The organism is Microbispora sp. NBRC 16548 (assembly GCF_030268985.1).
In the GTDB taxonomy this organism is placed as follows: domain Bacteria; phylum Actinomycetota; class Actinomycetes; order Streptosporangiales; family Streptosporangiaceae; genus Microbispora; species Microbispora catharanthi.
The window spans coordinates 258,689-283,094 of sequence record NZ_BSSF01000009.1 but is presented as its reverse complement, the minus strand read 5'-3'; the positions used below and the strand labels follow the sequence as shown (position 1 = coordinate 283,094).

General features: G+C 73.9%; 26 protein-coding genes. 10 read left to right on the top strand and 16 right to left on the bottom strand.

Going from position 1 to position 24,406, the window contains the following annotated elements; translation table 11 throughout:
* The first annotated feature begins 24 nt into the window (after positions 1-24).
* Both selA and selB read left to right on the top strand, forming a co-directional pair.
* A complete protein-coding gene (gene selA, locus QSK36_RS25825) occupies positions 25-1,314 on the top strand; it encodes an L-seryl-tRNA(Sec) selenium transferase (protein WP_285784175.1) in 1,290 nt (429 codons plus the stop codon).
* The gene (gene selB, locus QSK36_RS25820; RefSeq protein ID WP_285784174.1) at positions 1,314-3,104 is read left to right on the top strand and encodes a selenocysteine-specific translation elongation factor; all 1,791 of its coding nucleotides are present in this window, start codon (positions 1,314-1,316) and stop codon (positions 3,102-3,104) included. The genes selA and selB overlap by 1 nt, the downstream gene beginning before the upstream one ends.
* Here the strand turns inward: selB and QSK36_RS25815 are convergent.
* Positions 3,096-3,503 carry a PPOX class F420-dependent oxidoreductase gene (locus QSK36_RS25815; protein ID WP_285784173.1) on the bottom strand — a complete coding sequence of 136 codons (408 nt, stop codon included), beginning with the start codon at positions 3,501-3,503 and terminating at the stop codon, positions 3,096-3,098. The genes selB and QSK36_RS25815 overlap by 9 nt on opposite strands.
* A gap of 69 nt (positions 3,504-3,572) precedes the next feature.
* On the opposite strand from QSK36_RS25815, the gene QSK36_RS25810 reads away from it, so the two are divergent.
* Together QSK36_RS25810 and QSK36_RS25805 are read left to right on the top strand one after the other, a co-directional pair.
* Positions 3,573-4,190: a TetR/AcrR family transcriptional regulator gene (locus QSK36_RS25810; protein WP_183543461.1), complete on the top strand. Its 618-nt coding sequence runs from the start codon at positions 3,573-3,575 to the stop codon at positions 4,188-4,190.
* The gene (locus QSK36_RS25805) at positions 4,187-5,101 is read left to right on the top strand and encodes an NADP-dependent oxidoreductase (RefSeq protein WP_285784172.1); all 915 of its coding nucleotides are present in this window, start codon (positions 4,187-4,189) and stop codon (positions 5,099-5,101) included. The genes QSK36_RS25810 and QSK36_RS25805 overlap by 4 nt, the downstream gene beginning before the upstream one ends.
* A 4-nt stretch (positions 5,102-5,105) precedes the next feature.
* Here the strand turns inward: QSK36_RS25805 and QSK36_RS25800 are convergent, their stop codons facing one another.
* On the bottom strand, positions 5,106-5,918 hold the full coding sequence (locus QSK36_RS25800; protein WP_285784171.1) for an alpha/beta fold hydrolase: 813 nt from the start codon (positions 5,916-5,918) through the stop codon (positions 5,106-5,108).
* 130 nt (positions 5,919-6,048) lie between these two features.
* On the opposite strand from QSK36_RS25800, the gene QSK36_RS25795 reads away from it, so the two are divergent.
* On the top strand, positions 6,049-6,969 hold the full coding sequence (locus QSK36_RS25795) for a helix-turn-helix domain-containing protein (RefSeq protein WP_285784170.1): 921 nt from the start codon (positions 6,049-6,051) through the stop codon (positions 6,967-6,969).
* Here QSK36_RS25795 and QSK36_RS25790 read toward each other — a convergent pair.
* Complete coding sequence (locus QSK36_RS25790; protein WP_285784169.1) at positions 6,930-8,219, bottom strand: cryptochrome/photolyase family protein; 1,290 nt, start codon at positions 8,217-8,219, stop codon at positions 6,930-6,932. The genes QSK36_RS25795 and QSK36_RS25790 overlap by 40 nt on opposite strands.
* A gap of 566 nt (positions 8,220-8,785) precedes the next feature.
* Between QSK36_RS25790 and QSK36_RS25785 the strand changes: the two genes are divergently transcribed.
* Genes QSK36_RS25785 through QSK36_RS25765 form a run of 5 tightly spaced genes read left to right on the top strand, consistent with a single transcriptional unit; the run spans position 8,786 to position 15,497 of the window.
* On the top strand, positions 8,786-11,188 hold the full coding sequence (locus QSK36_RS25785; RefSeq protein WP_285784168.1) for a hypothetical protein: 2,403 nt from the start codon (positions 8,786-8,788) through the stop codon (positions 11,186-11,188).
* Between the two features lie 39 nt (positions 11,189-11,227).
* Positions 11,228-12,208 (top strand): MinD/ParA family ATP-binding protein, encoded by a 981-nt coding sequence (locus QSK36_RS25780; protein ID WP_183543471.1) that lies wholly within the window; start codon positions 11,228-11,230, stop codon positions 12,206-12,208.
* Positions 12,208-12,960, top strand: a complete 753-nt coding sequence (locus tag QSK36_RS25775; protein ID WP_285784167.1) for a hypothetical protein — start codon at positions 12,208-12,210, stop codon at positions 12,958-12,960. The genes QSK36_RS25780 and QSK36_RS25775 overlap by 1 nt, the downstream gene beginning before the upstream one ends.
* A 19-nt stretch (positions 12,961-12,979) precedes the next feature.
* Positions 12,980-15,199 carry a hypothetical protein gene (locus tag QSK36_RS25770; protein WP_285784166.1) on the top strand — a complete coding sequence of 740 codons (2,220 nt, stop codon included), beginning with the start codon at positions 12,980-12,982 and terminating at the stop codon, positions 15,197-15,199.
* Between the two features lie 55 nt (positions 15,200-15,254).
* Entirely contained in the window at positions 15,255-15,497 is a 243-nt protein-coding gene (locus QSK36_RS25765) for a CDGSH iron-sulfur domain-containing protein (protein ID WP_225898817.1), read from the top strand.
* A 50-nt stretch (positions 15,498-15,547) separates the two neighbouring features.
* On the opposite strand, the gene QSK36_RS25760 is transcribed toward QSK36_RS25765, so the two are convergent.
* The 13 genes from QSK36_RS25760 to QSK36_RS25700 all read right to left on the bottom strand — a co-directional run bounded on the left by QSK36_RS25760 (position 15,548) and on the right by QSK36_RS25700 (position 24,406).
* A complete protein-coding gene (locus QSK36_RS25760) occupies positions 15,548-16,489 on the bottom strand; it encodes a glycosyltransferase family 2 protein (protein WP_285784165.1) in 942 nt (313 codons plus the stop codon).
* 92 nt (positions 16,490-16,581) lie between these two features.
* Positions 16,582-17,601: an iron-containing redox enzyme family protein gene (locus tag QSK36_RS25755; protein WP_285784164.1), complete on the bottom strand. Its 1,020-nt coding sequence runs from the start codon at positions 17,599-17,601 to the stop codon at positions 16,582-16,584.
* Positions 17,601-18,338 (bottom strand): class I SAM-dependent DNA methyltransferase, encoded by a 738-nt coding sequence (locus QSK36_RS25750; protein WP_285784163.1) that lies wholly within the window; start codon positions 18,336-18,338, stop codon positions 17,601-17,603. The genes QSK36_RS25755 and QSK36_RS25750 overlap by 1 nt, the downstream gene beginning before the upstream one ends.
* Positions 18,339-18,393: 55 nt before the next feature.
* Complete coding sequence (locus QSK36_RS25745) at positions 18,394-18,630, bottom strand: hypothetical protein (protein WP_285784162.1); 237 nt, start codon at positions 18,628-18,630, stop codon at positions 18,394-18,396.
* Between the two features lie 68 nt (positions 18,631-18,698).
* A complete protein-coding gene (locus QSK36_RS25740) occupies positions 18,699-19,118 on the bottom strand; it encodes a gas vesicle protein K (protein WP_285784161.1) in 420 nt (139 codons plus the stop codon).
* Entirely contained in the window at positions 19,115-19,426 is a 312-nt protein-coding gene (locus QSK36_RS25735; RefSeq protein ID WP_183543480.1) for a gas vesicle protein, read from the bottom strand. Before QSK36_RS25735 ends, QSK36_RS25740 begins: the two co-directional genes overlap by 4 nt.
* The gene (locus tag QSK36_RS25730; RefSeq protein WP_285784160.1) at positions 19,423-20,424 is read right to left on the bottom strand and encodes a GvpL/GvpF family gas vesicle protein; all 1,002 of its coding nucleotides are present in this window, start codon (positions 20,422-20,424) and stop codon (positions 19,423-19,425) included. The genes QSK36_RS25735 and QSK36_RS25730 overlap by 4 nt, the downstream gene beginning before the upstream one ends.
* Positions 20,417-20,944, bottom strand: coding sequence for a gas vesicle protein (locus QSK36_RS25725; protein WP_225898819.1), 528 nt, complete (start codon positions 20,942-20,944; stop codon positions 20,417-20,419). The genes QSK36_RS25730 and QSK36_RS25725 overlap by 8 nt, the downstream gene beginning before the upstream one ends.
* Positions 20,941-21,387, bottom strand: coding sequence for a gas vesicle protein GvpO (gvpO, locus tag QSK36_RS25720; protein ID WP_285784159.1), 447 nt, complete (start codon positions 21,385-21,387; stop codon positions 20,941-20,943). The genes QSK36_RS25725 and gvpO overlap by 4 nt, the downstream gene beginning before the upstream one ends.
* A gap of 7 nt (positions 21,388-21,394) precedes the next feature.
* Positions 21,395-21,628: a gas vesicle protein GvpG gene (locus QSK36_RS25715; protein WP_030509755.1), complete on the bottom strand. Its 234-nt coding sequence runs from the start codon at positions 21,626-21,628 to the stop codon at positions 21,395-21,397.
* 19 nt (positions 21,629-21,647) lie between these two features.
* On the bottom strand, positions 21,648-22,439 hold the full coding sequence (locus QSK36_RS25710) for a GvpL/GvpF family gas vesicle protein (RefSeq protein WP_285784158.1): 792 nt from the start codon (positions 22,437-22,439) through the stop codon (positions 21,648-21,650).
* A 1-nt stretch (position 22,440) separates the two neighbouring features.
* Positions 22,441-22,857, bottom strand: coding sequence for a gas vesicle protein GvpJ (gene gvpJ, locus QSK36_RS25705; RefSeq protein WP_139577517.1), 417 nt, complete (start codon positions 22,855-22,857; stop codon positions 22,441-22,443).
* Between the two features lie 97 nt (positions 22,858-22,954).
* On the bottom strand, positions 22,955-24,406 hold the full coding sequence (locus QSK36_RS25700) for an SRPBCC family protein (RefSeq protein ID WP_285784157.1): 1,452 nt from the start codon (positions 24,404-24,406) through the stop codon (positions 22,955-22,957).

The following is a 24,406-nucleotide window of genomic DNA, read 5'->3' as shown; positions in this document are numbered from 1 at the left end:
TGCGCCACCGCTGTAATTTGAAGTGTGGATCCACGGAGGCGGGTGCCGCGCACCGACGCCGTGCTGGCCGATCCGCGGCTGGTCGCCGCCGCCGAGCGGCTCGGCCGTCCGGCGGTCAAGGGCGCGGTCGTGCGGGCGCAGCAGCGGGCGCGGCAGGGCGAGATCGAACCGGAGGACGTCGCGGACGTCGCGCTGGCCGCGCTGCCGCGCCACGCCACGAGCCTCCGTCCTGTGATCAACATGACCGGCGTGCTGCTCCACACGAACCTGGGCCGTGCGCCGCTGTCCCCGGCCGCCGTCGAGGCGGTGACGGTGGCGGCGGGGGCGACCGACGTGGAGTTCGACCTGACCACGGGGGCGCGGGCGCGCCGGGGACGCGGCGCGGTCGAGGCGCTCGCCCGGGCCGTGCCCGACGCAGAGGGCGTCCACGTGGTCAACAACAACGCCGCCGCCCTCGTGCTGGCCGCCACCGTGCTCGCCGCGGGGCGGGAAATCGTGATCAGCAGGGGTGAACTGGTCGAGATCGGCGACGGTTTCCGCATCCCCGACCTGCTCGTGTCCACCGGCGCGCGCCTGCGCGAGGTGGGCACGACCAACCGCACCACCCTGGCCGACTACCGGGACGTGATCGGGCCGCAGACGGGGTTCGTGCTCAAGGTCCACCCGTCGAACTTCCGGGTCGAGGGCTTCACCGGCTCGGTCGAGGTGGACGAGCTGACCGGGCTGGGCGTGCCCGTGGTCGTCGACATCGGCTCGGGGCTGCTCGACCGCGATCCCCTCCTGCCCGAGGAGCCCGACGCCGCGAGCGTGTTGCGGGCCGGCGCCGACCTGGTCACCGCGAGCGGTGACAAGCTGCTCGGCGGCCCGCAGGCGGGCCTGCTGCTCGGCCGCCGCGACCTCGTCGAACGGCTCAGACGGCATCCGCTCGCCCGCGCGCTGCGCGTGGACAAGCTGACGCTGGCCGCGCTCGAGGCGACGCTGCGGGGCCCGGAGCCCCCCGTACGGCAGGCTCTCCACGCCGACCCGATCGTTCTCGGCGAGCGGGCCGAGGCGCTGGCCAAGGCGCTGTGCCAGGCGGGCGTGGACGCGGCGGCCGTGTCCGCGGAGGCGACCGTGGGCGGGGGCGGAGCCCCCGGAGTGCGTCTGCCGAGCGTGGCCGTGAGCCTGCCGGAACGGCTGGCCGCACCGCTGCGGCGGGGCGAGCCGCCGGTCGTCGGCCGGGTCGAGGGGGGCCGCCTGCTGCTCGACCTGCGCGCGGTGCCGCCGGACCGGGACGGCGAGGTCCTCGCGGCCGTCCTGAAGGCGACCTCCTGATGGCCCCGGGAACGCACGTCGTGGCCACGGCCGGACACGTCGACCACGGCAAGTCGACGCTGGTGCGGGCGTTGACCGGGATGGAGCCCGACCGGCTGGCGGAGGAGCGGCGGCGCGGGCTCACGATCGAGCTGGGTTACGCCTGGACGACGCTGCCCTCCGGGGAGCGGGTGGCGTTCGTCGACGTGCCCGGGCACGAGCGGTTCCTCGGCACGATGCTCGCCGGGGTCGGCCCGGTGCCCGCCGTGATGTTCGTCGTCGCCGCCGACGAGGGGTGGATGCCCCAGTCGGAGGAGCATCTGGTCGCGCTGCGCACCCTCGGCGTACGGCACGGCCTGCTCGCCGTCACCCGCGCGGACCTGGCCGACCCCGCGCCCGCGCTGGAGGACGCGCGCGACCGGCTGGCGGAGGCCGGACTGGGCGACGCGGAGGCCCTGCCGGTCAGCGGGCGCACCGGCGAGGGCCTGGACGGGCTGCGCGCCGCCCTCGACCGGCTGGTGGCGGCGCTGCCCGCGCCCGATCCGCGGGCCCCGGTGCGGCTGTGGATCGACCGGGCGTTCAGCGTGCGCGGCAGCGGGACCGTCGTGACCGGCACGCTGCCCGCCGGCCGCGTCGAGGTGGGCGACGAACTGGAGCTGGACGGCGAGCCGGTGCGGGTGCGCGCCCTGGAGTCGCTGAAGGAGCACGTCGAGTCGGTCACCGGGGTCGCGCGGGTGGCGCTCAACCTGCGCGGGCGGATCGCGCCGCAACGCGGGCACGCCCTCGTCACGCCCGGCGCCTGGACGGCGACGAGCCTGGCCGACGTGCGCGTGACGATGGCGGAAGGCGCCCGCGGGCCCCTGCCCGCCCGGCTCACCGCCCACATCGGCTCGGCGTCGGTGCCGTGCGAGGTGCGCCCGCTCGGCGCCGAGGCCGAGGGGGCGGCGGCCCGGCTGCGCCTGGCCCGGCCGCTTCCCCTGCACCTGGGAGACGCGCTGCTGCTGCGGGACCCGGGCCGGGGACAGGGCGAGCCGCGGGTGCTCGCGCGGGCGACCGTGCTCGACGTGCGGCCCCCGGAGCTGCGCCGCCGGGGGGCGGCCAGGGAGCGGGCCAAGGCGCTGGCGGACGCGTCGGCGGACGCGGCCTCCCTCCTGCGTACGCACCTGCTGCTGCGCGACGGCGAGCTGGCCGCGATGGGCTGTCCGCCCGGGGGACGGCCGGTGGTCGCGGGCTGGCACGCCGACCCCGATCACTGGTCGGATCTGTCCACCCGGCTCCCCGAGGTCGTACGGCGGTACGCCGCCGATCACCCCCTGGAGCCAGGGATGCCGGTGGAGGCCGCCCGCCACGAGCTGGGCCTGCCCGACCGCCGGCTCGTCACGGCGCTCGTACGGCCGCCGCTGACGGTGGCCGACGGGCGGATCACCACGACGGGCCGCGTCGTGGCCGGGACGGCCGGGCTGCCCGCCCCCGTCGCCGGGGCGGTGCGGGCCCTGCTGGACGACCTGGCCAAGGCCCCGTTCCAGGCGCCGGAGGCAGGGCGGCTGGCCGCGCTGGGGCTCGGACCGCGCGAGCTCGCCGCCGCCGTACGCGCCGGGGCGCTGCTGCGCGTGGCCGAGGGCGTCGTGCTCGCGCCGGGCGCCGACGCGCGGGCCGCGGCGCTGCTGGCCCGGCTGCCGCAGCCGTTCACGGTCAGCCAGGCCAGGAGCGCGCTCGGCACCAGCCGCAGGGTCGCGGTGCCGCTGCTGGAACACCTCGACCGCGAGGGCCTCACCGAGCGGGTGGACGAGGTCCACCGCCGGTCAACGTGAGGCGACGTCGCGCTTGCCGGCGGCGGGGTTGCCGGGGTCGACGCCGAAGCTGATGATCCGCCGCGGATGGACGCGGATGATCGGGCCGGACAGTGGGGCCTTCGAGCCGGCGGGTTCGGTGAGCGCCTCGCCGTGCCCGCGTATCTCCAGGCAGCGCACCTGCCAGGGATCAGTGGACGGGAGGTCGTCCACGACGAACGCCACCTTGCCGTTGGCCAGCACGTTGCGGAACTTGCGGCTGGCCGCCATGTCGCGCCCGCCGATGTCGATCGTCTGCAGCTCACGGTTGAAGCGGAACCCGACCGGGCTCACCTGGAGCGTGCCGTTCGGATGGAGCGTGGCCAGGCGCCCGATCCGCTGACCGCCGAGGTACTCGATTTCGCGCTCTGTGAAGATCATGCGCTCATCCTAATCAAGTAGTTGATTGACATTTGTCATTCAACTGCATGATTGGCTAGGGTGCGGCGCATGGCTTCAACAGCACGGCGTGCGCCACAGGAGCGCGGGAAGGCGGCCGAACGGACCCGTGAGCGGATCCTGGAGGCGGCGGTCGAGGAGTTCGGCGCGAAGGGGTACGCCGGAGCCCGCACGGCCGCCATCGCGGCGCGGGCGGGGGTCAACCAGCAGCTCATCTCGTACTACTTCGGCGGAAAGCAGGGGCTCGTCGAGGAACTGCGGCGCAGGTGGGCGCGGGCGCAGGAGAGCGTGACGCCGCCCGGCGCGACGTACGCGCAGAGCGTGGCGGCCCACCTCGACGCGACGCTGGACAACCCGGACTGGTCCCGGCTCGTGGTCTGGCAGGCGCTGGGGGACAGCCCGGCCGCCGCAGGCGACGACGAATGGGCGGCGGCGCAGCGGGCCCGGCTGCGCCAGGCCGTGGAGCGGACCCGCCGGCGCCAGGAGGACGGCGAGATCACCGGCGAGCTGGACGCCGAGTTCGTCCTGCTGGTCGCCTACGCGCTGGCCTTCGCGCCCATCGCGCTGCCCCGGATGGTCGAGGGGATCGTCGGCGCCGACCCGCTGTCGAAGGAGTACCGCGAGTGGGTCGTCGGCCAGCTCGCCGCGATGACGAGGAGAGACTCGTGAGCAGGACGGTCGTGTTCTCCGCCTACGGCGGCCCGGAGGTGCTCGAGGTCGTCGAGACGGAGCCGGACGAGCCGGGGCCGGGCGCGATCAGGGTGCGGGTGCGGGCGGCGGGCGTGCAGCCGTTCGACGCGCTGTTCCGCGGCGGGGGCGCCCACGCCTACGTGCCCGCGACGTTCCCGCAGCGGCTGGGCAACGAGTTCGCGGGCGTGGTCGACGCCGTCGGGGAGGGTGTCACCGGCGTGGCCGCGGGCGACGAGGTCGTCGGCTGGGCGATGCTCGCGTCGTACGCCGAGCACGTCGTCGTCCCGGCCGGCCAGGTGGTCGCGAAGCCCGCGTCGATGCCGTGGCCGGAGGCCGGGGTGCTGTCGGCGTCGGGGCAGACCGCCGACACCGCGCTGGAGAAGCTGCGCGTCGGCGCCGGTGACACCCTGCTCGTGCACGCGGCGGCCGGCGGGGTCGGCACGTTCGCCGTGCAGATCGCCCGCGCGGTCGGGGCGACGGTCGTCGGCACCGCGAGCGAACGCAACCACGCCTACCTGCGCGACCTCGGGGCGATTCCCGTGGCGTACGGCGACGGGCTGGCCGAGCGGGTGCGGGCGGCCGTCCCACACCGCGTGGACGCCGCGCTCGACGCGGCCGGGACCGTGGAGGCGCTGGAGGCCTCGGCGGCGCTCGTGGCCGACCGCACCCGGACCGGCACGATCGCCTACCAGCCCGCCGCCGAGCGGCTCGGCGTCCGGCGGCTGGGCACCGAGCGCTCGGCGGACCGGCTCGCCCGGCTGACCGCCCTGTACGAGAAGGGCGACCTGAAGGTGCGGATCCAGGAGGCGATCCCGGTCGAGGAGGTGGCGCGGGCACACCGGCTGATCGAGACCGGCCACACCACCGGCAAGCTCGTTCTGATCTTCTGAGCGGTCAGCCTTCGGCGACGGCGGCGATGAATCGGTCCACCGCCGTGGCGACCGCGTCCGGCGCCTCCACGGGCAGCAGGTGCCCGCTCCCGGCGACGACGTCCAACCGCGCGTGGGGGATGTGGGGCAGCAGGTGGTCGCGGAGCACCTGCGGCGGCTCGACCCGGTCGTGTTCGCCGGAGAGCACCAGCACGGGAGCCTCGATCGTCCGCGCGGCGGCGGTGATGTCGGCGGCGATGCCGTTGAGGGGCCACTCCCGGCCCGCGGGGTCGTCGGCGGCCAGGCTGTCGCGCACGATCGCCTCGCGGACCGCGCCGGGGATCGCGGTGGCGGTCAGTGCGGTGTCGATGGCCTGTCCGACGGCCTGCGCCGAGTCGTAGGCGCCGGCGAGGAACCGCCTGTAGTCGGGCGTGACGGTGGCGGGCGGCTCCGCGGGCGCGGGCGCGACCAGCACCAGACCGGCCAGGCCGGCCGGACGCCGGGCGGCGGCCAGTTGGGCGATCTTGCCGCCCATGGAGTGCCCGACGAGCACGTATCGTTCCAGGCGCAGCTCCCGCACCACGGCGGCCAGGTCGTCGGCGAGCTGCTCAAGGCCGTACGGGCCGGGCAGCCCCCGCGAGGCGCCCCACCCGCGCGGGTCGTAGCGGACCGTGCCGCGTTCGCGCGGCAGCCGCTCCACGACCGCGTCCCAGGTCGCGGCCGACCCGCCCCAGTAGGGCAGGAACACCGCCGCCGGCGTGCCGCCTCCCTGGTGGCGCACCTCGATCGTGCCGCCCGTCACCGGGACGTCCTGAGTTGTGAAAGTCGTCGTCATCATGTCCTCCGATCCATGGCACGAGCAGGCGTACGTGAGCGGTGCGTCCCGCCCTCCGACGCCTCTGTCGTGCAGGGGTGTGGAGAAAACGCTAGGGTGACGGGCCGGGGAGATCCCGGTCGAAAGGCGCTCGGTGCTTGTGGAAAACGGTCAGCTTCCCGGTGTCCGGCAGCTCCGCTACGCCCCGGCGCCGGGACCGGACTTCGGCGTCGAGGTGCTCGGCTTCGACGCGCTGCGGCGCATGGACCCCGATCGCCGCCGGGCCGGCCCCCAGCGTCCCGACTTCCACGTCCTGGCCCTGATCCGCTCCGGGCGCGGCCGGCACACCGCGGACTTCGTGGACCATCCGCTGTGCGAACGCACCGTCGTGTGGATCCGTCCCGGCGTGGTGCACCGCTGGACCGACGTCGATCGGGTCGACGGGTCTCTCGTGCTGTTCGAGCAGGGCGTCCTTCCTGCGTCGGGACCCGCGGCGCGGGCCGCGGCCGACGTCTTCGCCCCTGCCACCTGGCGGGCCGGCGAGGACGCCTGGCCCCTCTGCCTGACCGCCGCCGACCACCTGGGCCGGGAGCACGCGGCCGCCCTGGCGGATCCCCGGCCGGCGTCGGCGCCGATCCTCGCCCATCTGCTCGCCGCGCTCGTGCTGCGGATGGTCCCCGAGACGGGCTCCGCGCCGGGCTCCGACGGCCCCGAGCACGAGGTGTTCCGCCGGTTCCGGGCCGCGGTGGAACAGTCGTTCGCCACCTGGCACCACGTGGCCGACTACGCGGGCACGCTCGGCTACACGCCCCGCACCCTCACCCGGGCCACCCGCGCGGCGGCCGGAGTGGGCGCCAAACAGTTTCTCGACCAGCGGATCCTGCTGGAAGCCAAACGGCTGCTCGCCCACACCGACCTGTCCGTCGCGCGGTGCGCGCAGCGGCTGGGCTTCGACGATCCCGCGAACTTCACCACGTTCTTCCAGCGCCAGACCGGCATGCCGCCCAGCCGCTGGCGGGACGGGCACAGCGGCCGTCACGCCCTGAGCTCACCTCCGAGGGGCGAGGAGGGGTAGCCCGGCACGCCGCCGCGTACCCTCCACGGCTCGTGGACCAGGTCGCCGGGCAGCGACGCGAGCTCGGGGACGTAGCGCCGCACGTACTCCCCCTCCGGATCGAATCTCTTCGCCTGGCGCAGGGGATTGAGCGTGCGGTAGGGCCGGGTGTCGTTGCCCGTCCCCGCGACCCACTGCCAGTTGCCGCAGTTGTTCGGCATGTCGCCGTCGAGCAGCCACTCGGCGAAGTGCTCCAGCCCGGCCCGCCAGTCGATCCCGAGGCGTTTGGTCAGGTAGGAGCCGGTGATCAGGCGCACCCGGTTGTGCATCCAGCCCTCGGCGCGAAGCTGGCGCATGCCCGCGTCCACGATCGGAACCCCGGTCGCGCCCTCCCGCCATGCGGCCTCCGCCTCCTCGTCGCGCCGCCATTCCACGTCCCTCGGCCGGTAGTCGCGCCGGCCCATCTCGGGGAAGGCGTCGACGACCTGGTAGTGGAAGTCGCGCCAGCACAGTTGCCTGACGTACTCCTCGCCGCCCGGCCGTTCGCAGGCGCGGTCCACCACCTCCGACGGCGACACGCAGCCGAAGTGGAGGTAGGCGCTGAGCATCGAGGTGCGCCCCGCCATCCGGTCGCGGGTTTCAGCGTAGGAGGCCAGGCCGTCACCCACCCACCGCTCCAGCCGCCGCCGCGCCTCGCTCTCCCCGCCCCGCACGATCCCGTACGGCTCGGGGGACGCCTCGGGCAGGAGGCCCGTATCGATGCCGGGCGGCAGGCACAGGCGGTGGGGCGCGCCGAGGACCGGCCGTCTCGCGGTGGCCGACCAGGCCCGCCAGTAGGGCGAGAAGACCCGGTAGTGGCTCCCGCTGCCGGGTCGCAGCGCGCCGGGGGGCACCACGGTCACGCCGGGGAAGAGGCGGAACTCCAGCCGGTGGGCCCGGCACTCCTCCGCCAGGCGCCGCTCCCGCCGCCGCGCCAGCGGGCTGACGTCCGCGCTCGCCCAGATCGCCGACGCGCCCGCCTCCCCGGCGACCCGTACGGCGTGGGCCACCGGGTCGCCGTGCCGTACGACGAGGTCCCCGCCGAGCACGCGCAGGGACGACCGCAGGTCGTGGAGGGACGCGTGGAGGAAGTCGCGGCGGTGCCTGGCCTCGATCGCGGGGTCGAACACGAACAACGGAACGACGTGCCGGGCCACGGCGCACGCCTCGGACAACGCCGGGTGATCATGAATTCGCAGGTCCCGGTTGAACAGCACGACGACGGTCTCCACGCGTACCTCTTCGACGTAGGTCGCGCCCGTGGTTGCGGCTCCCGAGTAAATCGGGAGATCGTTTCGTCGTACGGCGGAGGCTGCTTCACGCCGAGACCGGTCGTGCGCATGCTGTAATGCCGAAAAAGCATGGAATGCTGGTTATTCCCCGGAAATATGAAGGCTATTCACATCGGATGTGGCGTACGGATGACGGGCGAAAGGCGGGCCGGGAAACCCGTCCATCTCCGGGAGGGTTACATGCGTGGAAACGGAATGAAAGGGCAGGTCATCCGGCCTGTGGGGCGGCGAGAGCAAGCATGATCCGCAACTTCTCCAGACAAGTCGGGAGATGATAACGGTGCCGCGACTGGGCCCCTTTCGGATGACCATATCGGTGTTATTTGCGGCTTATCCTCAACTCAGGATTTCTCTGGTTCTTTTCCTTCCCAACACATCGCAGTCAGTCTAAGATCTCGTTCTATGTATCGGTATGCATCAAGATTTCCTGTTAGGCAAGTGCGATGCCTAAGTCGCAGGGATGCTCTGGCCGAACATGACGCCGTCGTCATCCTCACCCCGATCCGGTGCGCATGAACCCGCCCGCCGGGGATCTGACGCTCGACCCCGGCCGGGGGATGGCATGGGTGGACGAGCATGGCGCCCACCTCGTCGACTACGCCTCCGGTCATCTCGAGTCCGGCCCCATGCTCGCGGCGGTGATCGCCGCGCTGGAGTCGTGTGCCGCCCGCGAACGGCCCGGGAACGTTTCAGACCGGGCCTGGCTGCTGTCCGCGCTGCGCCGTGAGGTCGCCACCGGCCCGGGGCGGGGGTTCCTGCCCGGGCCCGGTCCCGGCGGGCCCGACCACCTCGCGGTGCGGCGCGCGTGGCGCCTGGCGGACCCCCTGGGCGCGGAGACGCTGCTCCTGCTCTACCGCCACGAACTCCCGCTTCGGGATCTCGTGTACGTGCTCGCTCTGCCGCTGAAGGAGGCCGGCAGGCTCATCGCGCGTACCCAGGACGTGGTGGAGATCCTCGTGAGCGGGCTGGACGGCCTCGCCCGGGGCCGGCCGATCTGTCCGGAGATCGCGCCGCTGGCCGCCGCCGTCTTCCCGGACGAGCACGGCGAGGCGGCCGACTTCGGCGCCGCCCGTACGGCGCTGCTCCGCCACATCGTGACGTGCGTGGTGTGCAAGCGGCCCATCAACATCCGATACACCGTTCCGCAGATCCTCTCCCGCCCTCCGGTCGCCGACCTCACGCCCGAGACCAGGCAACGACTCCTGGACGCCCTGAACAGGGACCGGCCCGCGCCGGTGGAGCGGACGGGGCACCGGCCTCCCTCGTCGTTCGGCATGCCGCTGTCCGCTCCCGTGGACACCGCTCCCGTGCACACCGCGCCCGCACCTGCCGCCCCCGCACCGGCGTTCCCCGTGTCGTCTCCGGCCGCTCCGCCGCCGGTGCCGCCCGATTCCGGCCTGTCGCCGGCCGTGTCCCGTGAGGAGCCCCGCCCGCCGTCCCGGGAGGACACGAGACCCGGCCGCCTGGTCCCGCCCGCGCAGCCGGAGGCGCCGCGTCCTGCAGGCACAGTGACGAACACAGTGGCGAACACAGTGACGAACCCTGCTGCGAACCCTGTGGCCGGCACAGTGGCCAACACCGGGGCTGACACTGCGGCCGACACTGTGGCTGAGAGTGCGGCCGGTGCCGGGCCCGAACTGCCGGAGCGCCCGGTGCGGGCCATCTCGCAGGAGGACACCCAGCCGAGCCTGCCGTGGTCGCCGGGGACGTTGAAGTCACGCGGCGCGCAACGGCCCAACCCGTTCCCCGGGCCGTCGCGCGCGGCCGACTCACCCGGGTCGCGGGGCGCGACCGGCTCACCCGGGTCGCGGGGGCCGGGCTCGCCTGGGCCGGTTGGGCCGGTCGGACCGGTTGGGCCGGCGCGGGGGGCGCACCCGGTTTCAGGAGAGGGCACCGCGCTCCCGCCGGGGCAGGACACGCCTCTCTACAACGCGCTGCTCTCGCAGATCAGGGCCAGGGAGGCCCTGGCGCACGCCGCCGAGGCGGTTCCCGCCCCCGCCCACGTCGCCGACGTCACCGATGTCGCCGACACGGTGGGGGAGGTGGACCTCACCCACAGGCCGCTCGCCGGTGCGCAGATCAGGATCGTCGAGGTCCTGGCCCGGGTCGGCTCGCTGCTCCGGGCGACCGCCTTAAGGATCGTCATCGTCGTCGTCGCGGGGGCGGCGGGGACCGTGACGGGAATCAACCTCTTCGCTCCTGCCCCCCAGTCCCAGAAGGGGTCGCTGGAGGCGAGCGTCGCGCAGGCGTCCGCCGATCCGGCGGGAACGGGAACGGGCGCGAACCCCTTGGCGGCCGGCCAGACGGACGGCGCTGCGGTGGGCGGCGCAGCGACAGACGGAGCGGCGACCGGCGGGACCACGGCGGGTGGCGCGGCGGTGGGCGAGCGCGCGACGAGTACGGCCTCGGGCACGCCGCGGGCCACGGTGACCGCGACCGCCGCGGGGGCCGGGGGCGCCGCGCAGCCTGGCGGGCAGAGCACCGCGGCCGGGGGCGCCGCGCAGTCCGGCGGGCAACAGGGCACCGCGGCCGGGGGCGCCACAGGCGGGGGTGCCACGCGGCCTGATGGGCGCGGCGCCGCTCCGGACGCCCCCGCATCTCCCGGCGCCTTCCTGATGGGCGCCTGGGGCGTGCAGGCGCCGTCCGTCGTCACACTCGACGCGTTCGGGAGGGGAACCCTCACTCTCTCGACGACCTCCGGAAAACCCGTGAAATGGCGGATATCGGCTCCCGGCCTGGTGGTCGAGCCGTCCAGTGGAACGCTCAAGCCCGGGCACACCGACGTGCTCACCGTGCGCGCGATGCGCGTCCGCTACTGGTGCGGGGTCCCCTCGCCCGTGACGGCACCGCTCGAACTGCACGCCCCGAAGGGCAAAGGTACCGCCACCGTGCGATGGAGCACCTGCTGACCGCCCCCGTTTCCTCCCGTCCTCGGTGAAAGGACCCCCATGACCGAGATTCACACTTCGGTGCCCACTCCCGCCGAGCAGTTCCCGGAGAGCGTGCCTCTCACGGCAGAACATCTGTTGACCAACCGCCGCATAGAGCCGACCGGCGGGTGGCGCCGGCTCGTCTACCAGCTCTCCGGCGGACGGATCATCCCCTCGGAGTCGGCGGCAGAGCTGGAACGGCGCACACTGATCGCCCAGGCCCAGACGCCCGTCGCCAGCGGTCACCACAGGATCGCGGTCATGAGCCTGAAAGGCGGGGTGGGGAAGACCACGACGACGGCGGCGCTGGGCAACACACTGGCCTCGCTGCGCGGCGACCGGGTGATCGCCATCGACGCCAACCCCGACAGGGGGACGCTCGGCATCAAGGTCAAGTCGGAGACCGCGGCGACGATCCGGACCCTGCTGGCTGAGGCGCCGCACATCGTCCGGTACGCCGACGCCCGCGCGTTCACCTCGCAGTCGTCCGCCCGGCTGGAGGTGCTCGCGTCCGACACCGACCCGGCCGTCAGCGAGGCGTTCAACGCCGAGGACTACCGTACGGTCGCCAATCTGATCGAGCGCTACTACTCGATCTGCATCACCGACTGCGGCACCGGGCTCCTGCACGGCGCCATGGGCGCCACGCTGGAGCTCGCCGACCAGATCGTGCTGGTCACCATGGTCGCCGTGGACGGCGCGAGCTCGGCCGCCGCGACCCTCGACTGGCTGACCGCCCACGGCCACGGCCACCTCGTCAAGAACGCCATCGTCGTGCTGAACGCGGTCGAGCCGAAGTCGCACGTGGACGTCGACCTGCTCGAACGCCACTTCGCCGGACGCTGCCGCGCGGTGGTGCGGGTGCCGTTCGACCCGCATCTCAAGGAGGGCGCCGAGGTCGACCTGGCCCGGCTGCGGCCCACCACTCGCGGCGCGTACCTGCGCCTCGCCGCGGCTGCCGGGCAGGCGTTCTCACAGCGGCCAGACCGGAGCAAGTAGTGGGACCGGTCATCCCCGATCCGGCGCTCGACTGGGACCTGGGACCGCCGCGACGGTGGGATCCCCGGCACCTGATCGTCGCCATCGCGGGGGTCGTCACCGTCATTGCCGTCGCGGTGATCGTGCTGCAGACCCGGCACGCCGAGGCGCCGTCCACGCCGGCGCGCGTCGTCGCGCCGTCCGTCGCGCTGGCGGCGCCGACCGGTCATGAGGGCGACGGAGGCTATCCCGTCGGCTTCCCCCACAGCGAGATCGGGGCGGCGTCCGCCGCGGCCGCCGCCCTGGAGGCCGCCTGGACGCTCGACGTCGGCCAGGCGGAACAGGCGGCCGCGCTGTACGCCCCGCCGGACCAGCGTGAGGCGGCACGCGAGGGTGCTCGCGACGCCGTACGCGGCTGGCGGGAGACCCTCGGCCTTCCCCCCGAAGGCGAACTCCCCGCCGGGGCGGCCCTGCGGACGCAGACGATCGGCGTCCAGTGGAAGGTCCGCTCCGAGGACCAGGTGCAGGTCTCCGTCCTGGTGCAGGTGACGGCGACCACGGGCGCCGGTGCCACCGGCCCCGTCTACTCCAGCCCCTACGCCATGAGCCTGCTGATGGCGTGGAAACCCGATATGCGCGGTGCGAACAAGGGCGACTGGGTGAACATCCCCGACCCTACGCCTCCGTCCGTGCCCGCAGCCGCTCTCCCAGGGACGCCCGAGTTCGCCGCGGCGGGCTGGAAGTCCCTCATCGGTCCCCGGCCCACTCCCTAGATCGAGGAAGAGCCCCTCAATGACCCCCCGAATGTCCTCCCGGCGCGCCACCCTGGTCTCCGGCCTGCTCCTGGCCGCGGTATCCGCGACCGGCGGCGCCGTCGTCGCGCAGCCCTGGGCCGCCGTGGCCGAGCCCGGCCTGGACGCCCCCCCACCGATAGAAGGCGCCGCCCCCCTGGCCGCGCCCACCTCCGACGAGCCCGGCAACGCCTCGTCGTCCTCGTCTGATTCGGCGTCTGATTCGGCATCGAGCGGCTCGGGCGGTTCCGGCGGCTCGGCCGGCGAGGCCGACGGCGCGAGCGCCGACGCGGGCAACAGCCCGCAGGACGGCCCCGCGAACGCACCGGACGACGCCGCGCCTGACTCGCAATCGGCGGACAAGGCCGGTTCCGGTGCCTCTGGCGGCTCGGGCGGCACGGCCCACGACTCCCACAGCGGCCCGGACGGTCCGGCCCATGACTCCTCGGGCGGCTCCGGCGGTGCGTCGGGTACGGCGCAGGACTCGCCGGGCGGCCCGGGTGGTTCGTCCGGTTCTACGCACGACGACTCGCCCGGTGCCTCGAACCAGTCCGATGACACCGCGAAGGCAGCGGGCGACGCCGCGCCTGACTCGCAATCGGCGGACAAGGCCGGTTCCGGTGCCTCTGGCGGCTCGTCCGGCAGTTCCGATGGCTCGTCAGGGAAGTCACAGGAGTCCGCGGGGCCGTCCTCCGGGTCGTCCGGCGTCGCCGTGGGCGCCGGATCGAAAGACACCTCCACCCGAGACCGGACGGCCCACGAGTTGCGTGATCAGGACCGTGATGCCCGGAGCCGCGTCACGGGCGACCAGACGGCTCGCGACTCCCGTGCTTACGGCCGCCACGGGTCCGGCGGCAGCAGCGGCGACCGGCGGATCGGCACGTCGCGTCACGCGGGCGGCGACAGGCGCGCCGAGGGCTCCGCTCCGCCGCCACCCGCCACTCCGTCGCCGGACACGCCCGGTGGCACGGCGACGCCGCCCGTCCCCTCGCCATCAGCTCCGCAGGGGCCCGTCCCCACCGCGAGCAGCGGCCCCATGATGAAGGCCCTGGCCGCGCCGGGCGGGCAGGGAAAGCCGGCGCCGAACGGCGGGCAGGGCACCGCGTCGACTCCGAAGCCGACGGCCGGCGGCGCTGCCGCCGCCTCCTCCGGCCAGACCGGTCAGGGGGCGCCCGCGCCGGTCGCGAGCAGCGGGCCCGCCTCGACGGCGACTCCCGCACCGGCCGCGAGCGGCGCGACCGCGGCCACACCGGGCAACGGGCCCGCCTCGACGGCGACGCCGCAGGCCACCCCGCAGGCCACCCCGCACGCGACCGTCTCGGTGGACGTCTCGCCCGGCACGGGCTCCACGGCGAACCCCCAACCGAGCCCCACGGCCACAGGGAAGCCGACGGACAAACCCTCGGGCAAGCCCACAGACAAGCCCACCTCGAAGCCGACGGACAAGCCCACGGCCAAGCCGACGGCCAAGCCGACCTCGAAGCCGACGGACAAGCCGACGGACAAGCCCACCTCGAAGCCGAAGCCCACAGACAAGCAGGCGCCGAGCGGCAAACCGACGCACAAGCCGACGCAGCAGCAGCCTCAGGAGCCCAAGCCGAGCGCGACCGTCACCTCGACCGCGCTTCCCGCCGCCACTCCGCCCGCCGTCCCGCAGGCGGGCGGTACGGCGACGCCGACGCGGACGGCCCTTCCGCCCGTGACGCCTACGTCTCCCACCGCTCCCACAGTTCCCACAGTTCCCACAGTTCCCAGAGTTCCCACGGCCCTCCCGACGTCTCCGGGCAGCGCGGCGTGGGAGATTCCCGCGCCGTCGCTCACCGGCCGGTCCGCGGCGGTGCCGCCTCCCGCGGTCGGACAGCCGCCGGCCGCGCCGATCGCGATCCCGGGATATCTGCCGCTGCCGCCGCTGGTCGCCCAGGCGCGTGATCGATGCGGGGACGACGGCACGGCCGGCTGCTGGAGCCTGGCGCCCTGGCGGAGCCGTACGGCCGGGCACTCCCACGAGTTCTCGGGCGGCGGGGGGACGGGCGGCACGGCGACGCCGCGGTGGGCCTTCGCCCCGCCGAGCGTGAAGTCGGGCGTGCCCAGCCCGTCGGGCGTCCCCGGCGCGTTCCGCGCGCCGTTCGCCGGGTTCGCACTCGCGGCGGAGGAACCGGACGCGGGCCGGGCCGGATGCTGGGCCTTCAGCCCCTCCGCCCACTGCGCGAGATGGGACTGACCGTGCGCCGCTGACCACCTGTTATGCCGTCACCGTCTCGGGCAGGCTGCACCGCATGGAGCACATGGCGGAGGACCCGGCCACGGTGACGGCGGTCACGGTGACGCCCTGCGAGGACGGCCCGCTGCTGGTGCGCGGGCCGTTCGCGCTCATGACGCAGGACGGGCGGCGCATCGATCCGGGCAGGGCCACGGTGGCGCTGTGCCGCTGCGGCCGATCCTCGACCAAGCCGTTCTGCGACGGCTCTCACAAGGCGGTCGGCTTCCGCGCGACGAGTGAGCCCGATCCGCCCGGCTGACGGAGCCCCGACCACCGCCAGGCAACGCCCGATCCGGAAGGGACGGACTTTTAAAGTGCCCGGCGGCGGAGCCGGCGCGTCGAGTGCGCGGCGATCCGCAGGCGCCGCCCCGCGTACGGCACGCCGCCGAGCGCGAACCTGGCGGCCAGGGCCGCCCAGCTGCAGGTGGCGCGTTCGAGCACCCAGACCGGCGCGAACAGGCTGGCCGCGGCGGGGAAGATCCGGCGGCCTCCGGCGCGGCGGCGTCCGATCTCCGCCAGGCCGACCGCCGCCACCGCGCCCGCCGCGATCAATTCCGGCCGGCGTCGCCACAAAGCCGCGCCCACGCAGGGGAGGACGGCGAGGAAGACCGCCATCCGCGCGGGTTGCGCCAGGTCGTCGTACGCCTGCCGGACCCGCTGGGACCAGAACCGGCGGGTGCCGGGCGGCAGGCGCCGCACGTACAGGTCGAGCGGGCGGACCTCCCGGCCGCCGTGGGCACGGACCGTGCGGATGAGCTCCAGGTTCTCGAACAGCACGTCGCCGTCGTAGCCGCCCATCTTCTCGAACGTCGAGCGGCGTACGCCGAAGGTCCCCGGATAGTCCGCCCCGAGGCCGCGGTTGAGCAGGGTGCGGGCGCTGTCCCAGCGGGCGTGCCAGGGGAGCGGGTGGAAGTGGTTCTGCGGGCGGACGAGGTCGGCGTGGTCGAGCAGGGCGTGGACCCGGGCGAGCGCGCCCGCGTCGTAACGCACGTCGTCGTCGGCGATGACGACGTGCTCGCCCCGGGCGCGGCGCATGCCGGTGAGCACGCCCGCCACCTTGCCGTTCGCGACGGTCAGGTCGTCGTCGGGCCGCACGTGCTCGGCGATGCCGCGCCACAGGCGCGCGTGCCCTTCGAACAGCGGCGGCGGCGAGCCGTCGACCACCACGATCCGGGCGCGCCGGGACAGGCCGCGCAGGTAGCCGGTCAGCTCCGCAAGCCCGGCGTCGTCGTGCCAGCGCAGCGGCAGCACGTAGTCGATCTCCGCTGCGACAGGGCCCGATTCTGTGACAGGGCCCGACTCTGTGACAGGGCCGGACTCAGGCGGGCGGGGGCCGCGCGTGATCATCGCATCGACACCTGGGCGTCGGCCCGCCACAGGGAGGTGCGCCCCTCCCGCCAGCGGCCCAGCAGATGCTCCGCGAAGAGCCGGTCGAGGGTCAGCGCGCAGGCGGCGCCGTAGAGGATGTCGCCGGCCAGGCCGGGGTGTTCCGCGGCGAACGCGCCGCACATGTCGTGCGCGGCGATCTGCTCGTGTACGGCGTCGGCCTGCACGTGCTCGTCGTAGTAGCGGCGCGCGCCGGCGTCGCCGCCCAGCCGCCGCAGGCCCTGGCTGTAGCGGCGGTTGGGGAGCGACGAGGTCATCTCGAACGCCGCGAGGTGCCCGAGGAGCGCGCCCCGGTGACGGCGGTGCAGCCCGAACAGCGACATGACGTTGCTGATCGCGAACGTCACGCCGGGGACGCTGCCCAGGTAGGCGCCGTAGGAGTCGTCGAGCCCGAGCCCCCGCATGGTCGCGCGGAACAGCTCGGCGTGCATGCGCTCCGGCCTGCCCCCGCCGTACTCGTCGGACTGGATCTCCACCAGCGCGGCCTTCGGCCGCCCGAGCAGGCGCGGGATGCCCCACGTGTGGGGATCGGCCTCCTTGAGCTGGTAGATCGACCGGTGGACCACGAACTCGCGGAACTGCGCGGCGTCGCCTCTCCCACGCAGGTACGCCGACAGGGAGGGGCCGTCGTCGGACGCCACCAGCGCCGCCAGGGCCCGGGGCACCTCCCGCGGCGGCGGAGCGGGCGGGCGGGACACGCGCCGGGCCAGCCACCCCTCGAACCACGTCTCCAGGCGCTCCCGCAGGGCCAGCACCGACGGGTTCCACTCCCAGCGGTCGTCGACGCCGTCGAAGCCCTGGTAGTGCAGCTCGTAACAGACGAACAGCGCGAGCTGGGCGTCCTCCTCGTCGCCGTACCGGTCGCCGCATGGGTCGCCGTACGGGCCGGCGGGCGGCGGGCCGAAAGCGTGAGGCGGCCGGGCCAGCTCCGCGAAGAGCCGGTCGGTGAGCGGGCCTCTGGGCACGGGCAACTGCATCAGCTCTCCAGCAGGCGGTAGACGGACACGTGGGCGCGGCTGTCGTCCGTGAAAGGGGCGCCGGACCAGCCGGCCCAGCGGCGCTCCCGCGCCATCCCCGCGAGGCGGGCCATGAGGTCCAGCTCGCACGGCCAGGCGTAGCGGTGGTCGGCCGGCAGCAACCGCAGGCCGTCCGCGGTCATCCGCAGTTTCGTGGTGTGCATGAACTGCTCGGCCGGGCTCAGCCGGGCGGCCTCGACGACGACCTCGTCCTCGCCGAGCGACAGCAGCCGCAGCGACGTCCGGTCGCGGAAGGCCGCGGGGTCCGGCACCCACGCCTCGATCACGAAGCGCCCCCCGGGCCGCAGGTGGGCCGCCGCGTTGTGGAAGCACCGCACCTGGGCGTCCTGGGAGGGCAGCGCGAAGACGGTGTTGAAGGCCAGCAGGACGAGCGCGAACCGCCCCTCGACCCGGACCTCGGAGAAGTCGCCCACCGTGACCGGGATGTGGTCACCGCCGGGCTTGTCGCGAAGGACCGCCACCATGTCGGGCGACCCGTCGACACCCGCCACGGTCAGGCCGCGGGCGGCGAGGGGGAGCGCCAGCCTGCCGGTGCCGATCCCGAACTCCAGGACGGGCCCTCCCTCGGCCAGCCGGAAGACGCGCTCGACCGCCGGACCGGTGGGCAGGTGCTCCACCATCTCGTCGTAGACGTCGGCGATCGTCCGCCCGTACGCGGACGCATCGAACTCCCCCATACGTTCGTTCCCCCCAACACGACCGGCACGCGCTATGGGGCTGCCGGTCGGCCCGTCACGCCCCCAGGTCGCGGGCGACCGTGTCGAGCCGGTCCGCGAGCTCGCCGAGCCGCCGGTCGTCCACCGGGCCGTCTCCCAGCAGGCTCTCCAGGTCGCGCCTGCCGGCGATCACGAGGCCCTCGGCGCGCGACTCCGGCACGACCTCGCACCGCCCGCCCACCAGCACCAGCGTCGCGCCGGGCAACGGCGACTCCAGCAGCGCCCGGACCTCGTCCCGGCCGACGACACTCATGACATCTCCTTCCGGCCCCGATCGACCCCCTCCGCCTACCCCTGCGACCTGGGCGTACACGCTCGCGCTTACGGCGCGTCGGTGGGCAGCAGCGTGCCGAGGGGTCCCAGGTCGAGGTTGAGGTCGGACGGTGAGAGGTCGAACCGCTCGCACAACTCGGTCATGGCCTCCTCCAGGCGCATCAGCGTCAGGCCGAGCGTTTCGACCTGCTCGTCGGACAGGTCGCCCTGGTCCATCCGCCGGATGGCCTGCCGTTCCACGAGCTGGCGCACCAGCTCGACGAGCGTCAGCACGAGACGGCTCAGGTCACGCCGCACCGCCTCCGGGTCGGTGTTCAGCCGCCAGGGGCTGCCCCTCCCGGCTTCCGCGTCCCGCTCCCACTGGTCCTGCTCCCACCGATCCGGGCCGCCCGCCTCGGTCTCCACGCCCATCCGCCAGGGCCCTGCCGCGGTGTCCCACGGAGCGCTCCTGGCCTCACCACCGGTCATCCCCACTCTCCCTCCTGCCGCGGCGCGAGATCGTCCGTTGCCCGTCCGCCCTCCGCGTACGGCTCGCCGAGCGGGTCGAACGGCTCGGTGCCGCGTACGGAGCCGAGCAGCGCCCGCAGGGAGATACGGACGAGGTCGATGTCGGCGATCGACAGCACGATGTCGCCGGTGATCACCACGCCGCCCGCGAGCAGCCGGTCGAGCAGGTCGACGAGCGCCACGCGCTCGGGCGGCAGGCGGCCCTCGGCGGCGAGGGCGGCGCCCCGCGGCCGCTCCGGCAGGTACGCCGGGGTCCCGCCGGGTGTCATCGCACGCCCCCGGCACGGCCCGCCCCGAGGTCGATCGAGGTGAAGGAGTAGGGCGCCCACGGGCCCGTGAGCTCGACGTCCAGGAACCGGTCGCGGTAGCCGCCGAGCACCGCGGCGAACTCCTCCTCGCGGGCCGGATCCACCAGGTAGGCGCCGTTGAGCACCATCGACTCGCTCCGCCCGGACAACTGGGGGTCCTGCGGGCGGTGGCGGCGACTCGCCACGGCGACCTGCCCCAGCGCGGCGTGCAGGAGCTCGGCCCGCTCGGCCGCCGCGCGCCACAGGTCCTCCCTGCCGCGCAGGCTCTCCTTCTTCCGGCGCAGGTACGCCATGCCGGGGCTGTCGCCACCGGCCGCGGCGGCGGCCGCGGGCGCGGGAGAGGGGGGTGGCGTGTCCCGGCGCAGGTAGGCCTTGACGCCCCACTCCCGCCGTCCCGCGACATGCGACAGGATCTCCGCGAAGTCGTCGTGCCGCCGGTCGAGGAGGTCGCGGACCTGCTCCTCTCCGGTGTAGACGGTCACGAGACGCACAGGGGCGGTCGGCCCTGCCGCCGCCAGCGCCTCGACGACCCGATGATGGGCGCGGGCCACTCCCTCCACCCAGCCGAGGTCCTCCAGCGAGCGGCGCAGCGGTTCCTCGCCGAACCGGTCGAGGGGGACGTCGCCGATGTGGGCCACGAGCCCGCCGCAGGACACGGTCCGCACCACGCCGTCCATGACGCCGCGCAGGTCATGAGGGGGCTCTCCGCCGGACGTCACCGCGTACAGGTAGACCCCCTGGCCGGAACCGCCAGGGGTGGCGGTCTCACGGGCAACGCGCGGGGCGTCAGGGGCGTGGGGCTCCTGCGCCTTCTGCGACGGGGCGGCGGGAGCGGCGGGGTGGTTCTCGCCTACGGTGGGCTGGATCTCGCCCACGGTGGGCTGGTTCTCGCTCACGGCGGCGTGGTTCTCGCTCACGGCGGGGTGGTTCTCGCTCACGGCGGGGTGGTTCTCACTCACGGCCGGGCTCCGTTCCGCCGAGGCGGCCGAGCCGCCGGCCGCGGGCCTCGGCTTGGCGGTCGCCCCGCCGCTCACCCGTGCGTTCACCTTGGCGCCGGCCCGTGCGTTCTTCCGCGCGCTCGCCCGGTCGCTCGCCGGGTCGCTCGTGCGCGCGCTCGCCCGGTTCGAGTTCCGTCCGCTCCTCCCAGGCGAGCAGGCGCTCCTCGACCGCGCTCAGGCGCTCGCGGAGCCGGCGGTTCTCCTCGACCAGTTCGCGGTCCTTGCCGCTGAGCCACGGGTCGCGCTCCCACCAGTCGATGCCGATCTCCCGCGCGGTGTCGACCGAGGCGATGACCAGCCGCAGCTTGATGGTCAGCAGCTCGATCTCCAGCAGGTTCACCCGGATGTCGCCCGCGATCACGATGCCCCGGTCGAGCACGCGTTCCAGGATGTCGCCCAGGTTGGTCGACTCCCGGCCCATGACGGCCGGCGGCGCGTACGACGACTCGCGCAGGATGGGACGCGAGCGGGGATCGGTCATAGCCCACCGCCGTAGGCGCCCGTGCCGCGCCGGTAGGTCCGGGTGCGCCGGTAGGACATGAGATTGCCCTCGTCGTCCACCTGGCACTCGTAGATCGACAGCATGTCGCCTGTGGACGGGATCCTGCGGTCCTCGATGACCTCGACGTCCACCAGCCAGCCGTTCTCCACGGGTTCCACCGACGTGACCCCCTCCGTGTCCTTGGAGGTCAGATCCGCGATGTAGCGCAGGCCGAGCCGTCCGGCGGACACCGCGTTCAGCGCGGCCCGCCGCCGGCGCGGCTCGGCAGCGCGGTCGTCCCCGCGCTCACTCCTGCGCTCGTCCTCGTATTCGCCCTCGGACTCGTCGTACGGCCCGTCCTCCTCCTCGGGCATGCCCGAGGAGGCCCGCCGCCCGTAGGGCGCGGCGTCCTCGTCGTAACGGGCTCTCCGCCGGGGAGGCATGGGACGATCACCCCCTCCGCGGGCCGCTCATGAGCCTGAGGATCTCCTCCACGGCCTGGGCCTCCTCCTCTTCGGAGATCTGGCCCGAGCGTCTGGCCTCCTCGATGGCCTCCAGCCGCCGCCGGACCGCCGCCGGATCCCTCAGCTCATGCTCGACCTGCTGCTGGATCAGCTCGCCCAGCCGGATGACGCCGTGGACCGGGGCGAGCGGCCAGGTGAACAGCAGGCTGATCAGTCCCACGGCAGCCTCCCCTCACGAGTCAGGTGGTGACGAAGTCGTACGGCGCCATCGGCCCGAGCGACCGGACCTCGACCCGGTCTCCCCACTCGGAGCGCAGCTCCCCGACGACGCGTTCGAAGTCGGCCTGGCGGTCGTTCTCCACGAGGAACGCGACGTGCGCGGCGTCCCGCTCGTGGCTGGGGTCCCGGACCACCGCGCCGACGGTGCAGGGCTCGAAGCGTTCGACGACCGCCCGGGTGTCGGCCTCGCGCTTGGCCGCGATGATCTGCGTGATCAGTTCGCCGAGGCGGATCCGTTCGTTGCGTGTCACCTCTTCCGGCAACTGCCTGATCCGCTCGCGCAACTGCCTGGCCTCGGCGTTCTCCGTCAGCACCTCGACCAGCACCGGCTGCTCGGCGTACCGCGCCTTGAGGACGAACTGGGCTCGGCCTTCGATCTGCTTCAGCGCGGCCGCGAACGAGTCGTGGTGCGGGGCCAGCAGCTCCTCCACGACCGCCTCCGGCGTGGTCATCACGGCGCCGAACCGCAGGGGGAGCACGGGGACCTCGGCCGCGGCCTCGTCGAGCAGTTGCTCGTGGGCCACCAGGTCCTGGGCGCGGCCGAGGGGGCGGTCCACGTCGACGTCGCTCACCAGAGCGGCGATCTCACCGTGCCTGATGATCGTGATCCGGCCGGGAGGATCGCCCACCCCGACGGCGTCCTCGCTGATCTCGACGTCCTCGGGGAGGATGCCGTAGACGTAGCACGCCGTGTTGCGCTGCGGGGCCTCGGCCCGGTCGCCCGCCCCGGACTGCCTCGTGGAGCCCGTCATCTCAGTCCTCCTCCCTTCGACGCCTGCGGGTACGCGGGGCGGGTTCCTCCTCCGCGTAGTTCGCCAAGAGGTCCTGCAGCTTCTCTCCGGCCGCCTCGATCACGCCCTGGGCCACGCCCTTGGACTTGCCGCGGGCGATGCTCTGGGGCGCACTCGACAGGAGGTCGGGCAGCCCCTGCTGCTGGGACGCCAGGTCCAGCCGGTTCACCGCCTCGGCGAATCGGAGATAGGTGTCGACGCTCGCGACGACCACACGCACGTCGATGGTCAGGATCTCGATGCCGACCAGTGAGACCCGTACGTAGGCGTCGATCACGAGGCCCTTGTCCAGGATCGTGTCAATGACGTCGGCCAGGCCCGATCCCGACGACCGGCCCGGCAATCCGCCGCCACCCGCCGGTGGAACGGCTACCGTCATGCGCTTCCCCTCCTCGATTCCATGTCGTGTTTCCGTGCCTGCTATTCCGTGCCTGCTATTCCGTGCCTGCTATTCCGTGCCTGCTATTCCGTGCCTGCTAATCCGGGGGACGGCGGCGCCGGACCAGGGGACGGCGGCGCGTCGGCCGCTCCTCGGCCTCGCCCGTCTCCTCGGTCTCCTCGCCTCTGCGGGCCTGCTCGCCCCTCCGGGGCTGTTCGCCTTCGCCCCGCTCGGCCTCCGCCCCGCGCCGCCTGGCCGGCGCCCGCGTGCCGCGCTTCTCGGGCTCCTCCCCGCGCCTGCGGGTGACCGGCGGCCTGGCGCGTCCGCCCGTCTCGGCGCCCGTGTAGGCGGGCCTGCGCGCCCGCTCGGGCTCCTCCTCCTCTTCCTCTTCCTCCTCCTCTTCGTACGGCTCCTCCTCGAACTCCTCGGGCTCGTGGGCCTCCCCGGCTTCCTCGCGCTCCTCGGGAGCCTCTTCCTCGGCCTCCTCGGGGGCCTCCTCGCCCCGCTCGCGGCCCTCGCGTTCGCGCTCCTCGCGCAGCGCCGTCTCGTGGTCCTTGACGACCTCGCTGTCGCGGATCTCGCCCCGCCAGCCCTCGATCTCGTCGGGACGCAGCAGGGCGTTGGTCATGACGTGCCGTCTGAAGTGCTTGAACTCGAGCCGGACCCGGCGGCCCTGGGCCCGCCACAGGTTGCCGAGACGCTCGAACAATCCCTGCGGGTGATACTCGACGACGAGCAGGACCCGGGTCAGTTCGGGAGCGATCTCGTGGAAGGTCACCGAGCCGTCCGGGAAGCCCTTCGGCCCCTGCGACCGCCAGATGATCCTGCTGTCGGGGACCTGCTCGACGATCGTCGACTCCCACGTGCGGTGGGACCAGAAGATCTGGGCCTTCCACCCGAGCTTCTCGTCGGACTTCTGCTCGACGGTCTCGACCTTCTTCATGAAGCTCGGGAAGTCTTCGAACTGTGTCCACTGGTTGTAGACCAGGCGGAGCGGCGCGCCGATGTCGAGCGACTCGACGATGTTGGTGACCTTGAGCTTCTTGCCCTTGCGGCCCTTGCCGCCGCCGCCCCCGCCGAACAGGCCCTTGATCTTCTCCTTGCCGTACGCCATGAGGGCCGCGCGTACGGGGTGGCCGCCTCCGCCGTCCTCGGTGAGAGCGCTGGTGAGAGCGCCGAGCAGGCCGCCTCCGCCCGTCGCGCCGAGCCGGTCGGCCGCCGACTTGAGCAGGTCCCGGGCGTTCCGGCCGCGGGTGAGGCCGCCGAGCAGCCCGCCGAGCGCCTCGCGTCCGCCGCCCTCTTTCCCCGTGAGCGCGCTGAGCAGCCCGGAGCCGCCGTGCTCCACGTAGTCGGTGAGACGGCCGGCGAGACCGTCGATCCTCTCGGCGACCCGGGACAACGCGCGCTCGGCCACGGCCGTGGCGAGGTTCTGGAACTCCTGCCCGAGCCGTTGCGTGGGCAGCGCCCCTTCGTCCGGAGCCCGTGCGCCCTGTGCCCGCTTCGTCTGGGCCCGCTCCGTCTCGGCCCGTTCCCGCGTCTGTTCGGTCAT